General features: G+C 59.4%; 14 protein-coding genes. 8 read left to right on the forward strand and 6 right to left on the reverse strand.

Annotated features, from left to right (window positions below):
* Positions 1-4: 4 nt before the first annotated feature.
* Both AB4N47_RS05640 and AB4N47_RS05645 read right to left on the reverse strand, forming a co-directional pair.
* A complete protein-coding gene (locus AB4N47_RS05640) occupies positions 5-1351 on the reverse strand; it encodes a heavy metal sensor histidine kinase (RefSeq protein ID WP_341637063.1) in 1347 nt (448 codons plus the stop codon).
* Complete coding sequence (locus AB4N47_RS05645; protein WP_071173049.1) at positions 1351-2031, reverse strand: heavy metal response regulator transcription factor; 681 nt, start codon at positions 2029-2031, stop codon at positions 1351-1353. The genes AB4N47_RS05640 and AB4N47_RS05645 overlap by 1 nt, the downstream gene beginning before the upstream one ends.
* A 166-nt stretch (positions 2032-2197) precedes the next feature.
* On the opposite strand from AB4N47_RS05645, the gene copI reads away from it, so the two are divergent.
* Both copI and queF read left to right on the forward strand, forming a co-directional pair.
* On the forward strand, positions 2198-2731 hold the full coding sequence (gene copI, locus AB4N47_RS05650; RefSeq protein ID WP_341637064.1) for a copper-resistant cuproprotein CopI: 534 nt from the start codon (positions 2198-2200) through the stop codon (positions 2729-2731).
* 61 nt (positions 2732-2792) lie between these two features.
* Complete coding sequence (queF, locus tag AB4N47_RS05655) at positions 2793-3623, forward strand: NADPH-dependent 7-cyano-7-deazaguanine reductase QueF (protein WP_323164801.1); 831 nt, start codon at positions 2793-2795, stop codon at positions 3621-3623.
* 188 nt (positions 3624-3811) lie between these two features.
* Here the strand turns inward: queF and AB4N47_RS05660 are convergent, their stop codons facing one another.
* A complete protein-coding gene (locus AB4N47_RS05660; protein WP_016775472.1) occupies positions 3812-4075 on the reverse strand; it encodes a DUF4404 family protein in 264 nt (87 codons plus the stop codon).
* 108 nt (positions 4076-4183) lie between these two features.
* The gene (locus AB4N47_RS05665) at positions 4184-4804 is read right to left on the reverse strand and encodes an HAD family phosphatase (protein ID WP_341637065.1); all 621 of its coding nucleotides are present in this window, start codon (positions 4802-4804) and stop codon (positions 4184-4186) included.
* Positions 4805-5003: 199 nt separating this feature from the next.
* Between AB4N47_RS05665 and AB4N47_RS05670 the strand changes: the two genes are divergently transcribed.
* The 3 genes from AB4N47_RS05670 to rssC all read left to right on the forward strand — a co-directional run bounded on the left by AB4N47_RS05670 (position 5004) and on the right by rssC (position 7701).
* A complete protein-coding gene (locus AB4N47_RS05670; protein WP_016775470.1) occupies positions 5004-5693 on the forward strand; it encodes an MlaA family lipoprotein in 690 nt (229 codons plus the stop codon).
* A gap of 344 nt (positions 5694-6037) precedes the next feature.
* Entirely contained in the window at positions 6038-7219 is a 1182-nt protein-coding gene (gene rssB / locus AB4N47_RS05675; RefSeq protein ID WP_024013622.1) for a two-component system response regulator RssB, read from the forward strand.
* Entirely contained in the window at positions 7219-7701 is a 483-nt protein-coding gene (gene rssC / locus AB4N47_RS05680; protein WP_003226553.1) for an anti-sigma factor antagonist RssC, read from the forward strand. The genes rssB and rssC overlap by 1 nt, the downstream gene beginning before the upstream one ends.
* A 190-nt stretch (positions 7702-7891) precedes the next feature.
* On the opposite strand, the gene tal is transcribed toward rssC, so the two are convergent.
* Together tal and AB4N47_RS05690 are read right to left on the reverse strand one after the other, a co-directional pair.
* On the reverse strand, positions 7892-8818 hold the full coding sequence (gene tal / locus AB4N47_RS05685; RefSeq protein ID WP_016775468.1) for a transaldolase: 927 nt from the start codon (positions 8816-8818) through the stop codon (positions 7892-7894).
* 202 nt (positions 8819-9020) lie between these two features.
* Positions 9021-9977, reverse strand: a complete 957-nt coding sequence (locus AB4N47_RS05690) for a glycosyl hydrolase family 5 (protein ID WP_341637066.1) — start codon at positions 9975-9977, stop codon at positions 9021-9023.
* A 289-nt stretch (positions 9978-10266) separates the two neighbouring features.
* Here AB4N47_RS05690 and AB4N47_RS05695 point away from each other — a divergent pair, with 289 nt between their 5' ends.
* Genes AB4N47_RS05695 through AB4N47_RS05705 form a run of 3 tightly spaced genes read left to right on the forward strand, consistent with a single transcriptional unit; the run spans position 10267 to position 14092 of the window.
* Complete coding sequence (locus AB4N47_RS05695) at positions 10267-10707, forward strand: low molecular weight protein-tyrosine-phosphatase (protein WP_341637067.1); 441 nt, start codon at positions 10267-10269, stop codon at positions 10705-10707.
* A gap of 39 nt (positions 10708-10746) precedes the next feature.
* On the forward strand, positions 10747-12969 hold the full coding sequence (locus AB4N47_RS05700; RefSeq protein WP_341637068.1) for a polysaccharide biosynthesis tyrosine autokinase: 2223 nt from the start codon (positions 10747-10749) through the stop codon (positions 12967-12969).
* Between the two features lie 40 nt (positions 12970-13009).
* Positions 13010-14092, forward strand: coding sequence for a glycosyltransferase (locus tag AB4N47_RS05705; RefSeq protein ID WP_122603757.1), 1083 nt, complete (start codon positions 13010-13012; stop codon positions 14090-14092).
* The last annotated feature ends 3 nt before the right edge of the window (positions 14093-14095 follow it).

Genomic DNA, 14095 nt, shown 5'->3' on the forward strand with positions numbered 1-14095 from the left:
ACGATCAGGTCCGAGGCAACTCGATTACAAACCGCGTCCAACCCGCTTCAGATTCGCAATGAATCGTCCCACCATGGGCACGCACGATCGACTGGGTAATTGCCAAGCCCAACCCCGCATGCTCACTACTGCCTTCCTGCCGCGCCGGATCCGCTCGATAGAAGCGGTCAAACAGACGTGGCAGTAATTGCGCTGAAACCCCCTCGCCACTGTTTTCGACGCAGACGCGCACGGTCTCCCCCTCGTCGACGATGCTCAAGCGCACATAACCCTCGGCCGGGGTAAACCGCAGCGCGTTATCCAGCAGATTCGACAAGGCCCGGCGCAACATGCCGCGATCACCTTTGATACGCGCCTCGCCTTCACGGCTCAAACTCACGCCAGCGTCTTCCGCCAATGGCGCAAAAAACTCCAGCAACATGTCAGCTTCATCCGCCAGTTCCAGCGGTTCGCGCTTGGGCATCAGCAAGCCGTGGTCTGCCTTGGCCAGATAGAGCATGTCGTTGACCAGTTGCGCCATCCATTGCAGTTCTTCGAGGTTGCTGTGCAGCGCTTCGCGGTATTCCTCCAGTGCCCGTGGGCGGGTGAGGGTGACCTGGGTGTGGGTCAGCAGATTCGACAACGGTGTGCGCAGCTCATGGGCGATGTCGGCGGAGAACGCCGAGAGGCGCTGAAACGAGTCGTCGAGGCGTGCGAGCATGGCGTTGAAGCTGTGGGCCATTTCCGCAAGCTCTGGTGGCATCTTCTCTTCAGGCAGTCGGGCATTCAGCGATTGCGCGGAAATCCCACGGGCCACTGCGCTCATCCGCCGCAACGGGCGCAGACCGCTGCGCGCGGCCCAGGCCCCGAGCACGGCAGTAGCCAGCGCCGACAGGCCGACGGTCAGCCAGATCAGATGCTGCATGCGCGTAAGAAAATGCTGGTGATGGGTGATGTCCAGCAGCAGCGTCAGTTGTGGCGAATCCGCTGTGTCCGGGTAGAGCGGGGCGCGCAGCACGCGGTAATCGGTGCCGTCATGGCTGATGGTAGACAGGCCGGTTTGCAGCGGCAGATTCTTCGGAATCTGCACCGAGCTGTCATACCAGTGCTGCCCGTCGCCACTGGTGATGCGCAACGACAGATCCGACTGACGGCTGAGTTCATCGGCCAGCCGCGCCTCGCGCTGGGCAGGTTGGAGATCCTGCAAGGCGCGGCGCAGGCCGATCAGTTTCGTCTCCAGTTGTTGCTGGTCAAGCTCGATAAAGTGCGCCTCGCTGGCGCGGTCGAACAGCACCCCGGCGAACAGCGAGACCACCGCAGTGCAAGCGGCAAACAACAGCGCCAGGCGCGTGCTCAAGGACCAACGACGCATCACAGCGAACGCTCTTCGAGCACGTAACCCATGCCGCGCACGGTGTGGATCAACTTGTTGGGGAAGTCATCGTCGATCTTCAGGCGCAAGCGGCGGATCGCCACTTCGATGACGTTGGTGTCGCTGTCGAAATTCATGTCCCAAACCTGCGAGGCGATCAGCGATTTGGGCAGGACTTCACCCTGACGGCGCAGGAGCATTTCCAGCAGGGCGAATTCCTTGGCGGTCAGGTCGATGCGCTGGCCGCTGCGTTCGACCCGGCGGCGGATCAGATCCAGGCGCAGATCGGCCAGTTGCAGACTGGTTTCCTGGGCGATTGCGCTGCCGCGCCGCAACAGGCTGCGCACCCGCGCGAGCAGCTCGGAAAAGGCGAATGGCTTGACCAGATAATCGTCGGCGCCCAGTTCGAGGCCGTGAACCCTGTCCTCCACGGCGTCTTTGGCGGTGAGAAAAAGTACCGGCGTGTCGAGGCCGGCGCTGCGCACCGCTTGGAGAATCTGCCAGCCACTGCGCCCGGGCAGCATTACATCGAGGATCAACAGCGCGTAGTCGCCGCTCAAGGCCAATTGCTGGCCGCTGATCCCGTCGGCCACCAGCTCGGTATTGAATCCGGCCTCGGTCAGGCCCTGACGCAGGTATTGGCCGGTTTTCGCTTGGTCTTCGACGATCAACAGTTTCATGGGCGACTCGGCCGGGGTTGGTATTTGGAAGGGCGAAGGCGTTATACCGTGAGATCCGGCGGTTAGCGCCAAGCTGACAAAGTTGTAATCTGCCTGTCAGGTCGATGCCAGCCCTGGGTGGTTAGAGTTTCCCACAGGCTGAACCTTCTCTTGTTGGAGTACGACCATGTTTTTGCGCACCTCCCTGAAAATAGCCGCCTGTCTGCTGGCATTGAGTACGCCAGCTTGGGCGACACCGGTGCACACCTTCGCCTTCGGCCAGCCGGCAGCGGCGAGCCAGGCCACGCGGACTATCGAAATCGTCATGGGCGACATGAACTTCGACCCGAAAGCCATACAGGTCAAGGCCGGTGAGACGATTCGCTTTGTGCTGGTGAATAAAGGCCAGTTACTGCACGAATTCAACCTCGGTGATGCGGCGATGCATGCCAGTCACCAGCAGGAAATGTTGCAGATGCAGCAAAGCGGCATGCTTACGCCTACCGGCATGAAAGAAATGTCCCACGACATGGCGGGCATGGATCACGCAACGATGGGCCATGGCATGCAGCATGACGACCTCAACAGCGTGCTGGTCGAGCCGGGCAAAACCGCCGAGTTGACCTGGACTTTCAGCAAGGCCACGGCGCTCGAGTTTGCCTGCAATATCCCCGGGCATTATCAGGCGGGCATGGTCGGCAAACTGACAGTCAGTCAGTAAGCACTCAAAGGCGCGGGCAAAGGCTGGTAGAATCCGCTGATTCTTCAGTCAGGTTTCCGCCATGCATCCCGCAGCCGAACATTCGCCGCTGGGCAAATCCAGCGAATACATCGCCACCTACACGCCGTCCCTGCTGTTCCCGATTCCGCGCACCGCGAAATGGGCGGAGCTAGGTCTGACCGCCGAAACCCTGCCGTATACGGGTGTGGATTTCTGGAACTGCTTCGAGCTGTCGTGGCTGCTGCCCTCGGGCAAGCCGGTGGTGGCGATCGCTGAATTCAGCATTCCGGCGGACTCGCCGAACATCATCGAATCGAAGTCGTTCAAGCTCTACCTCAACTCGCTGAACCAGACATCGTTCGCCGACGTCGCCACATTGCAGGCGACGCTGGTCAAGGATCTGTCCGCCGCTGCCGGCAAACCGGTGGGCGTGCGGGTGCGCAGTCTGAAAGACGTGGAAGCTGAAGGCGTGGTGGCGTTGCCGGGCGTGTGCATCGACGATCTGGATATCAGCGTGAGCAATTATGAACACCCGCGTCCGGAGCTGCTGCGTTGCGATGATTCGCGGATCGTTGAAGAGAGCGTGCACAGCCACCTGCTCAAATCCAACTGCCCGGTGACCAGCCAGCCGGACTGGGGCAGCGTGGTAGTGGAATATCGCGGCGCGGCGCTGGATCACGCCAGCCTGCTGGAGTACATCGTCAGCTTCCGCCAGCATTCGGACTTCCATGAGCAATGCGTTGAGCGGATTTTTCTTGATCTGCAGCGGTTGTTGAAGCCGGAGAAACTCACGGTGTTTGCGCGCTATGTGCGCCGGGGTGGGCTGGATATCAACCCGTATCGCAGCACTGAAGAGGTGCAGCTGCCGAATCACCGGCTCGTACGTCAATAAAGAAACGGAATGTGCGATATCCCTTGTGGGGGCGAGCCTGCTCGCGAATGCGGTGTTTCATTCAACGATGATGTCGACTGACACGACGCCTTCGCGAGCAGGCTCGCTCCCACAAGGGCTTGCATGCACATTTTGCAAATGAAAAAGCCCTGCCATCGCTGGCAGGGCTTTTTTTGTGCGGCGGGGCGTCAGATGCCCATGCTGCCCAGCGTATTCATGATATTGCGCAGAGTGCCGGCGATCGCCGGGTGTTCGACTTCGAAGCGCTCGACCGCCAGGTTCACGCCGTCGGCGATGCTCGCGTCCTGGGTGGCAGTTTCCAGCTGGATTTCCGATTCGATCTGCGCCATCAGCGCATGCAGATCCTCACGCTCGGCTTCCGACAGCGGTGGATTGTGTTCCAGCTGCTCGCGCAGGGTATCGAGCTGTTTTTGCAGTTCTTGGGCGGGCATGGTGGTTTCCTTTTATCAATAGGCACTGGCATTGACCGCAGCCACGCGCCAAAGGTCTATGGCTGACCTTTAGATTAATCCACTCTTGGTAAACCTGCATGACGCCGATCAGGGCTTTTCGCCTTTGGCGCGGCGCAGGCTGATGTCGGCGAGGCAGGCGTCCAGTTCGCCGAGATGATCGATTACCGAATGCACGCCCAGGCCGAACAATTGCACGGTTGCCTTGCCGCGCAACTGTTCGCGCTCCTTTTGCGAGAGCGCCTGCCATTCGCTTGGGTTAAGGCCGCACAGCGAGCCGCAGGACGCCAGACCAATTGTCCATAATCCGGCGTTCAGGCCGGCCTGTAACAGCCGCGGTTCACCGCTGACCAGTACGCAGCCATCGAGGCGATCGATGTTCAGATCCATCAATGCCTGCCAGCACGCATTGGGCGCTGGCCATGGATTCATTGTTGCTGAATGTTGCGGCGGTTTGATCCAGTCTGGCAGCGAGGCGGCCAGTGGCTGAGCGAGGGCAGGGGGCAATTCGTCGAGCCACGCGCAGGGAATTCCCTGGCGCTGCAAACTTTTCAGGCTATCGAGTGCGCCGGGCGTAGTTTGGGCATGTTCCGGCTGGGCGTTGAGCTCTTGCGCGGCGCGGGCACCGAAATCCACCAGGCAACCGCTCAGGCCGAACAGCACGGCAGTCAGGCCGGGCGCGGCGACGGGCAAGGTTTCGGCGTGAGTCATGGCAACGTCCCTGAAATAACGCTCAAGACTAGGGCGCTGGGGTGACAGTTGCATGACAGGCGGGTGAAAGCCGGCGTAGGAAACTTCCTGCATATCCTTGCAGCGGCAGACTGCCCAAATTGCCGTTTACGCTTATACTAGCGGCCTTAATGCCCGGGCCGAGAGGACCGCGCCAGTATCGAATCCAAGGAGTTTTTCTATGCGCTGGAGCCCTTCGCTCACTCAGCTAAGTGTATGTGCCAGCCTGTTGCTGGCGCCGTTCGCCACCCAGGCGGCCACCGAAGAAGACCCTTGGGAAAGCGTCAACCGGCCGATTTTCCAGTTCAACGACTTCGTTGACACCTACGCGCTGAAGCCATTGGCGCAGGGTTATGAGTTCATCACCCCGCAGTTCGTTGAAGACGGCATTCACAATATGTTCCGCAACGTCGGTGACGTGACCAACCTGGCGAACAACATCCTCCAGGCCAAACCGGCTGCGGCGGGCGTTGATACCGCCCGACTGATTTTCAACACCACCTTCGGTCTGCTCGGTTTCTTCGACGTCGGCACCAAGATGGGCTTGAACCGCAGCGACGAAGACTTCGGTCAGACCCTCGGTTACTGGGGCGTGGGCAGCGGCCCGTACGTGATGCTGCCGCTGATGGGCCCGAGCACCCTGCGTGACGCACCGTCGAAATACGTCGACAGCTTCACCGGCGCGTACCGCTACATCGACCACGTGCCGACGCGTAACTCGATCTTCGGCCTGAACATCGTCGACACCCGCGCCAGCCTGCTGTCGAGCGAGAAGCTGATCAGCGGCGACAAATACACCTTCATCCGCAATGCTTACCTGCAAAACCGCGAGTTCAAGGTGAAGGACGGTCAGGTCGAAGACGATTTCTGATTTCGACCGGCGACAGAAAGGCGACCCTCGGGTCGCCTTTTTTGTCCGCGCCAGAGCGTCACCGGCGACTGCCGCTACCTTCCATCGGGTTACCGTTGGAGCGGTTCTTATAACTCCCGGTGATTTGACAAACAAAGTCGTCAAGCGACAATCGGCGCATGCTTGAAACGCTCTGCGGATGGGAGTACCGTCTGCGCCTTAGAAGGGCACCTCTGTTTAAAACCGCGCGCCAGGCGAATGCTTGAAAGCGCTGCAACAGAGAGGCTAGAAAGCGAATCCAGTAGTCTGCGCAGGGCCGTTGCCCCGCTCACTACGCCAACCTAATTCTGGCGCCGTTTGCCCACATGCCAAAAACCAGTGCCACGCTGCTGATAATCGATGATGACGAGGTAGTGCGCGCGAGCCTCGCGGCCTATCTGGAAGACAGTGGTTTCAGCGTCCTGCAGGCCGGCAACGGTCAACAGGGTCTTCAGGTATTCGAGCAAGACGAGCCCGATCTGGTCATCTGCGATCTGCGCATGCCGCAGATGGGCGGTCTCGAACTGATCCGTCAGGTCACCGAGCGCTCACCCGATACGCCGGTGATCGTGGTCTCGGGTGCCGGGGTGATGAATGACGCGGTCGAGGCCCTGCGCCTGGGCGCGGCGGATTACCTGATCAAGCCTCTCGAAGATCTGGCTGTGCTCGAGCACTCCGTGCGCCGGGCCCTGGATCGTGCGCGGCTGCTGCTGGAAAACCAGCGCTACAGCGAGAAGCTGGAAAAGGCCAACCGCGAGCTCGAAGCCAGCCTGAACCTGCTCCAGGAAGACCAGAACGCCGGTCGCCAGGTGCAGATGAACATGCTGCCGGAAAGCCCGTGGAGCATTGACGAATTCAATTTTGCCCACCAGATCATCCCGTCGTTGTACCTGTCGGGTGATTTTGTCGACTATTTCCGTGTCGACGAGCGCCGGGTCGCGTTTTATCTGGCGGATGTTTCCGGGCATGGCGCGTCATCAGCCTTCGTCACCGTGCTGTTGAAGTTCATGACCACGCGTTTGCTCTTCGAATCGAAACGCAGCGGTACCTTGCCGGAGTTCAAGCCTTCGGAAGTGCTCGGTCATATCAACCGGGGGCTGATCAGTTGTAAGCTGGGTAAACACGTCACAATGGTCGGTGGAGTCATCGACGAGGAGACCGGTTTGTTGACCTATAGCATTGGCGGCCATCTGCCTTTGCCTGTGTTGTACACGCCTGACAGTGTTCGTTATCTCGAAGGCCGTGGCCTGCCGGTGGGGCTTTTCAATGAAGCCACTTACGAAGACCACGTGCTTGAGCTGCCGCCGACGTTCAGCCTGACGCTGATGTCTGATGGCATTCTGGACCTTTTGCCGGAAGCAACGCTCAAAGAAAAAGAGGCTGCTTTGCCCGAACGGGTGAAGTCAGCGGGCGGCAGCCTGGATGGTCTGCGGCAAGTGTTTGGTTTGGCCACGCTAGGGGAGATGCCGGATGATATCGCCCTGTTGGTGTTGAGCAGGAATCTTTAATGAGTACCGGTAGAATCCAGTTCGCCGAGCAGGACGGCACCTTCGTCCTGAAGTTCGTCGGTGAAGTTCGCCTGACCCTGTGTTCGGCGTTGGATGCGACTATTGAGAAAATCTTCACCGCGCTGAATTTCAACGCGATCGTGATCGATTTGACCGAAACCCGCAGCATCGACAGCACCACCTTGGGCCTGCTGGCCAAACTGTCGATCCTGTCGCGGCAGAAGGTCGGCCTGTTGCCGACGGTTGTCACCACCCACGAAGACATCACTCGGCTTTTGCAGTCGATGGGCTTCGAGCAGGTGTTCAACATCGTCAACCACCCGGTGCCGTGCCCGGAGTGCCTGGACGACCTGCCGGATCAGGACCAATCCGAAGAAGTGGTGCGAATCAAGGTGCTGGAAGCGCACAAGATTCTGATGGGCCTGAACGATTCCAATCGTGAAGCGTTTCATGATCTGGTGAATGCGCTGGAGCGGCATTGATCCAAGTGAATTGATGGTGCATGGCTGGCCTCTTCGCGAGCAGGCTCGCTCCCACAGGGAAGCGACGTCGATCACAAATCCCTCTGTGGGAGCGAGCCTGCTCGCGAAGGTGGCCACCACCGATTTCCAACAGCCACAAAAAAGGGCGAACCCTCACAGGTTCGCCCTTTTTGCATTCTACAGGCTCAAATCACAGCTTGGCCTGCAACAACGCTTCCAGCTTCTCCTGGTCGCGGGCGAACTGACGGATGCCTTCAGCCAGTTTCTCGGTGGCCATCGCGTCTTCGTTGGACAACCAGCGGAATTGCGCTTCGTTGAGGCTCAGGCGTGCTTCACCGGCATTGCCCGGTGCCAGTTTGCGTTCCAGCTTGCCGGTATCGGCGGCCAGCTTCTCCAGCAGTTCCGGGCTGATGGTCAGGCGATCACAGCCAGCCAGTTGTTCGATCTGGTTGATGTTACGGAAGCTGGCACCCATGACCACGGTCTTGTAGTCGTTGGCCTTGTAGTAGTTGTAGATGCGCGTCACCGACTGCACGCCCGGATCATCAGCGCCGGTGTAGTCGTTGCCGTTGGCCTTCTTGTACCAGTCGTAGATACGGCCCACGAACGGCGAAATCAGGAACACCCCGGCGTCAGCGCAGGCGGCCGCCTGGGCGAAGGAGAACAGCAGGGTCAGGTTGGTCTGGATGCCTTCCTTCTCGAGGATCTCGGCGGCGCGGATGCCTTCCCAGGTCGAGGCGATCTTGATCAGCACGCGGTCGCGGCCGACGCCGGCCTTGTCGTACAGCTCGATCAGACGATGCGCACGCTTGAGGATCGCATCCTGGTCGAAGGACAGACGCGCATCCACTTCGGTGGAGATGCGGCCCGGAACCACGTTGAGAATTTCCTTGCCCACTGCGACGCCGAAACGGTCGCTGGCCAGGCCGACATCGCCCTTGCAGTCGCGAACGCAATCGTTCAGCAGTTCGGCGTAACCGTGAATGGCCGAAGCCTTGAGCAGCAGGGAAGGGTTGGTGGTGGCATCGGTCGGTTTGACTCGGGCGATCGCTTCGAAGTCGCCAGTGTCGGCAACTACGGTGGTGAACTGTTTGAGTTGTTCCAGCTTGGAAGTCATGGGCGTGCTCTATCCTATGGGTCTGAAGACATTACCCGAGCGCTGACGGGCACTCAAGGGTGCATTCGTGGATCGATGGCCCCTGCGGCAACAACCTGAAAACGATTGTTTGAAAGGTGGGGCGCGGTGTCGCTGAATACGATGCCAAAACAGCCCACAGGTTCAAAGCAACCGACCTGTGAACAGACCGGTTGCCCAAGGCTTACTCAGCGTTCAACAGACCTTCTACCGACAAGCGCGCCGGTTTTGGCTGGCCGTCAGAGGTGAGAAAGCCGAAGTTCTTCTCGCGATCGTTGCTGCCCGAATCACTGTTCCGCCATTCATAGATAGAGGTCAGCGGAATATTCAGGCGTTTAACGTCGGTAATAAACGCGTTGATCTTGGTCGCTTGCCCCTCGGGACCACCGTTGGAGGCGAGGGCAGAAACACCCCATTCACTGATGACCCCCGGCAGATTGAAGTTCTGCTGGATGAACGTCTGCGCGTTGCTGATCTGCGTGGCGGTCATGCCGTAAGGGTGATAAGACACGGCGTTGAGGCATTTCGGGTACTCGCTGACGATACTTTTCATCGCCACCGTCGACGCCGAGCCGGCGCTTGGCGGCCGGGCGAAGCCGAAACCGACCCGTGGCGTCGTCTGCGGCTGACCTTCGAAGGCCTTGCACATGCCGGCCATGAACGGCACGAAGGTGGTATCGAAATTGCGCGTCGGCCAATAGGTTTCCAGATCCGGCTCGTTCCATATTTCGATCGCTACCAATTGCGAGCTCCAGGATTTTTCCAGCCCGGTCACGGTGTTGGCGAACTTACCGCCGGCGGCGTTCAGCTCCTCGGGCGATGTGGCCGGCAATGCCTTGATCGCGCGCACCGTCAGCAGCACCGGCAGGCCGGCGGAAGCGGCGGCGGCGAAGGCGTCGCTGACCTGTTTCTGATACGTCTTGGCGGTGAGGCTGTCGCTCCACACACCGAAGCGCACAAAGCTGAAGCCGGCGGCCTTGATTTGTGCGGCATCGGCGGCGGTAAAGCTCTGGATCTTCACCTGCACGCCGATGGTTTTCGCTGGAAGGTTGGGGAACAGCTCACTGGCGTGAACCTGGCTGGTGGCACCGAGCGCCATCAGGGCGAGGGCGGCGAGTTTATTGCGCTGTGCTGTTTTCATGTCTGCTCTCCTGAAGAGAATGACAACTACGAATATTTATCCCGTTACTCAATTTCCGATAACGGTGATGGCACTAAGTGCGCGAATGTTATTTTTTGTCAGGAAAGCAGCAACTGAAAATCACAGTTATTTTTAGTCCGCTAATTGTGGTTGGGGCGGCTTAAAACGCTGTGGTACTTAATGTTCCTGTACTAACAGGGCGAAGCTATTTCTGAGTGCAGGAAAGTCGTGAGGGTTCATTAACTTTCACGGCATGTTGGCTGTTTGATATTACACAGGAAAGCAAGACTTGTTCAAAAAGATCCTCGTTGTCTGCGTGGGCAATATATGCCGAAGTCCGACGGCTGAACTGCTGCTGCGCAACGCGCTTGGCCCATCCGCCATCACCGTGTCCTCTGCCGGCCTGTCCGCCCGCGTGGGCGAGGGCGTGGAAGCCTCGGCGCGGCAGGTTCTCGAAGAGCACGGGCATTGCGCCGAGGCTTTCAAGGCGCGGCAACTGACTTCGGACATCGTCAATGACTCGGACCTGATCCTGGTCATGGAAAAAGCCCACGTCAATCAAGTGCTGAAGATTGCCGCGCACGCCCGAGGCAAAGTGTTTCTGCTCGGCAAATGGCAGAGCGAGCGCGAAATACATGATCCGTATCGTCAAGGCAAAGCCGCGTTTATTCATGCCCACGCATTGATTGAAGATGCGGTTAGTTCATGGGCGAAGCGTCTCGCGAATTGATGAATCTTCTTCAGAACAGTAAATGGTAAGAACAGACTTATGCAGTTACCGTCCGTAATCGGCACCCGCGACAATGACCAAGACAGTATTGATCTGCTCGGCATCTTCGGCAGCCTGATCGATCAGAAGTGGCTGATCGGTGCGCTGACCGGTGCCTTCATGGTTACCGGCGTCGCCTATGCGGTGCTGGCAACGCCGGTGTACCTGGCGAACGCGCTGGTGCAGGTCGAACCGAAAAAGAACGACATGCTCGGTTTCTCCGACCTCAACAGCATGCTCGGCGGGCAATCGCCGTCGGTGACCGAAATCGGCATCATCAAATCCCGCGCGGTGATCGGCAAGACCGTTGACGACCTGCGCCTGGATATCGACGTCACCCCCAACACGTTCCCGTTGATCGGCGGCTTCCTTTCGCGGCGCTATCGCGGTGACAGCGAGACCAGCGTCGCGCCGCCGCGTTTCGGTTTGAACAGTTATGCCTGGGGCGGCGAGCGCCTGGAATTCACTCGGCTGCAATTGCCGAAAGACCTGCTCGGCAAGAAACTCACCCTGATCGCCGGCGAGCAGCAGCGTTTTCAGCTGTTCGATGAAAACGACAATCTGCTCGCCGAAGGCGTGGCCGGCGAAGCGTTTGCCAACAACGGCGTAGAAGGGCAGATCGCGCACTTGTCGGCCAACCCGGGCACACATTTTCAGGTGGTGCGCAATCCACGCATCGTGACCATTCAGGGCTATCAGGACGCGCTGGATATCTCCGAACAGGGCAAGGAGTCGGGGATCATTCGTCTGGCGCTGGCCAGCTCCGACGCGGCCGAGGCGGTGAAGATCCTCAACAAGATCGCCTCGCTCTACGTCGAGCAAAACGTACGGCGCACTTCGGCGGAAGCCGCGCAGAGCCTCGCGTTTCTGCAAAGCCAGTTGCCCCAGGTCAAGCGTGATCTGGCCAAGGCCAGCGACGCCTTGAATGCCTACCAGACCCACGGCAAGACCGTGAACATCTCGCTGGAAACCCAGTCGGTGCTGGGCCAGTCGGTGGCGCTGGAAACGCGCATCTCCGAACTGAAAATGCAGCAGGCCGAGCTTGATCGCAAGTTCACCAAACAGCACCCGGCCTATCGCGCCTTGATGACGCAGATCGGCGAATTGACCCAGCAGCAGAAATCCCTCGAGGGCAAGGTTCAGGACTTGCCGGCTACTCAGCAGGAATTGCTCAACCTGACCCGCGACGTCGAGGTGGCTTCGCAGATCTACACGCAGTTGCTGAACAAATCCCAAGAACTCGACATCGTCCGCGCCGGGGCCGTCGGCAACGTGCGCCTGATCGACACTGCCGATGTCGACCTGACCAATCCGATCAAACCGAAGAAACCACTGATCGTGCTGATCGCGACATTGCTCGGCGCGTTTGTCGGCGTGGCGCTGGTGCTGCTGCGCAAATCCCTCAGCCGAGGCCTTGAAGGCCCGGAAGGCATCGAGCAGTTGGGCCTGCCGGTTTATGCGTCGATTCCCTACAGCGCCTTGCAGGAAGAAGAGGACAACAAAAAGGGCCGCGCCCGCGACGGCGTCGACAAGCCGGCGTACCTGCTGGCGCTGCGCAACCCGACCGATCTGTCGATCGAATCGATCCGCAGCCTGCGCACCTGCCTGCACTTTGCCGGGCTCGATTCGACCAACAACCGCATCATGATTTCCGGGCCGAGCCCGCAGGTCGGCAAGACCTTCGTTTCGTCCAACCTTGCGGCGGTCATGGCCCTCAGCGGCCAGCGCGTGGTGCTGATCGATGCCGACATGCGCAAAGGGCACCTGCACAAAACCCTCAACACGCCGATCAGCAACGGGCTGTCCGACCTGCTGGTCAAGCGCTGCACCCTTGAGCAGGCGATCAACAAAGTCGAAGTCGACAACCTGCACTTCATCAGCCGGGGGCAAGTGCCGCCCAATCCTTCCGAATTGCTGATGCACGCCAACTTCCGCGAACTGCTGGCAGAACTCAGCGAGCGCTACGACTTGGTGATCATCGACACGCCGCCACTGCTGGCAGTTACCGATGCTGCCATCGTCGGTCGCGAAGCCGGCATCAGCCTGATCGTCACCCGCTTCGGCGTGAACCCGGCCAAAGAGATCGAACTGACCATTCGCCGCTTCGCCCAGAACGGCATCGAGTTGAAAGGCGCGGTGTTCAACGGCGTCGAGAAGCGTGCGGCCAGCTATTACGGCGGCACTGGCTATTACAACTACGAATACGCGTCCGACAAATCCTGATGGTTGCCGATTGTTCTTTCCTGTTTGAAGTGGGTGAGTTGTGAAAAAAATACTGCACGTGGCAGAGACGATCAAAGGTGGCGTGGCGACGGTGATCCGCACGATCTCGGCATCGCCCGAAGATGACGCAGCGAATTATCAACTGGTCTATCTGGTACCCGAGGATCAGGCCAGGGAGCTGCACGGCATCGCCCCGCAGCAGGTGCGCACCTTCCCGCGCAGCGGTCGCAACGTGCCATCGCTGCTGCGTTTCGCCTGGCGTCTGAGCCAGGTGCTGCTCAAGGAAAAACCCGACGTGGTGCATTTGCACAGCACCTTTTCCGGGGTGATCGGCCGCGTTGTGTGCGTGCTGTTGCGACCATGGCGCAAGCCGAAAATCGTCTACTGCCCGCATGCGTTTTCGTTCCTGATGGAAAGCTCGCCGACCAAGCAGAAGGTCTATGCGTGGATCGAGCGGGTGCTGCAGAAAGTCACCGACGTGATCATCTGCGTCAGCCAGTACGAGCTGGATAAAGCCGCGCGTTTCGGCATCGAGCGCAAGCGCATGAAGCTGATCTACAACGGCATTCACCACAAGGACGACGCACCGAAAAGCGCTGGCGCCGAGCCGATTCATCTGCTGTTCGTCGGGCGTCTGGATTACCAGAAAGGCTTCGACGTGCTGCTCAAGGCCTACGCCAAGGTCAATCGCAACGACCTCAAACTGACGGTGGTTGGCAGTGCGGTCAACGAAGACTCTGTCGAGTGCCCGCCGATGGATTCGGTCGAGTACCTGCCCTGGGTGACGCCGAGTGAAGTGCAGGCGCTGTATCAGAAAGCCGATGCGCTGATCGTGCCGAGTCGCTGGGAAGGCTTTGCCATGGTGCCGCTGGAAGGCATGGCCATGGGGTTGCCGGTGATTGCCAGCAACTGCACTTCGCTGCCGGAACTGGTCACCAACGAAGTGTCCGGCTACGTCTTTCCGTCCGGTGATCACCAGGCGCTGGCCGACGTGTTGACGATCATCCAGAAGCCGCGCCTGCTCGACCTCGGCAATGAAGGCCGGAGCATTGTCCGCGAACGCTTCAGCGCCGCGTTGATGATCCGCCAGACCTACGACCTGTATCACGCTCCCACTTATTAAGTA

This window comes from Pseudomonas sp. S3_G06 (assembly GCF_054667565.1).

Excerpts from the sequence above, each read along its gene's own strand:
- AB4N47_RS05700 (WP_341637068.1), top strand. The coding sequence starts at position 10,747 with ATGCAGTTACCGTCCGTAATCGGCACCCGCGACAATGACCAAGACAGT.
- AB4N47_RS05660 (WP_016775472.1), bottom strand. The coding sequence starts at position 4,075 with ATGCCCGCCCAAGAACTGCAAAAACAGCTCGATACCCTGCGCGAGCAG.
- rssC (WP_003226553.1), top strand. The coding sequence starts at position 7,219 with ATGAGTACCGGTAGAATCCAGTTCGCCGAGCAGGACGGCACCTTCGTC.
- queF (WP_323164801.1), top strand. The coding sequence starts at position 2,793 with ATGCATCCCGCAGCCGAACATTCGCCGCTGGGCAAATCCAGCGAATAC.
- AB4N47_RS05670 (WP_016775470.1), top strand. The coding sequence starts at position 5,004 with ATGCGCTGGAGCCCTTCGCTCACTCAGCTAAGTGTATGTGCCAGCCTG.
- tal (WP_016775468.1), bottom strand. The coding sequence starts at position 8,818 with ATGACTTCCAAGCTGGAACAACTCAAACAGTTCACCACCGTAGTTGCC.
- AB4N47_RS05645 (WP_071173049.1), bottom strand. The coding sequence starts at position 2,031 with ATGAAACTGTTGATCGTCGAAGACCAAGCGAAAACCGGCCAATACCTG.
- AB4N47_RS05640 (WP_341637063.1), bottom strand. The coding sequence starts at position 1,351 with ATGCGTCGTTGGTCCTTGAGCACGCGCCTGGCGCTGTTGTTTGCCGCT.
- AB4N47_RS05690 (WP_341637066.1), bottom strand. The coding sequence starts at position 9,977 with ATGAAAACAGCACAGCGCAATAAACTCGCCGCCCTCGCCCTGATGGCG.
- copI (WP_341637064.1), top strand. The coding sequence starts at position 2,198 with ATGTTTTTGCGCACCTCCCTGAAAATAGCCGCCTGTCTGCTGGCATTG.
- AB4N47_RS05665 (WP_341637065.1), bottom strand. The coding sequence starts at position 4,804 with ATGACTCACGCCGAAACCTTGCCCGTCGCCGCGCCCGGCCTGACTGCC.
- rssB (WP_024013622.1), top strand. The coding sequence starts at position 6,038 with ATGCCAAAAACCAGTGCCACGCTGCTGATAATCGATGATGACGAGGTA.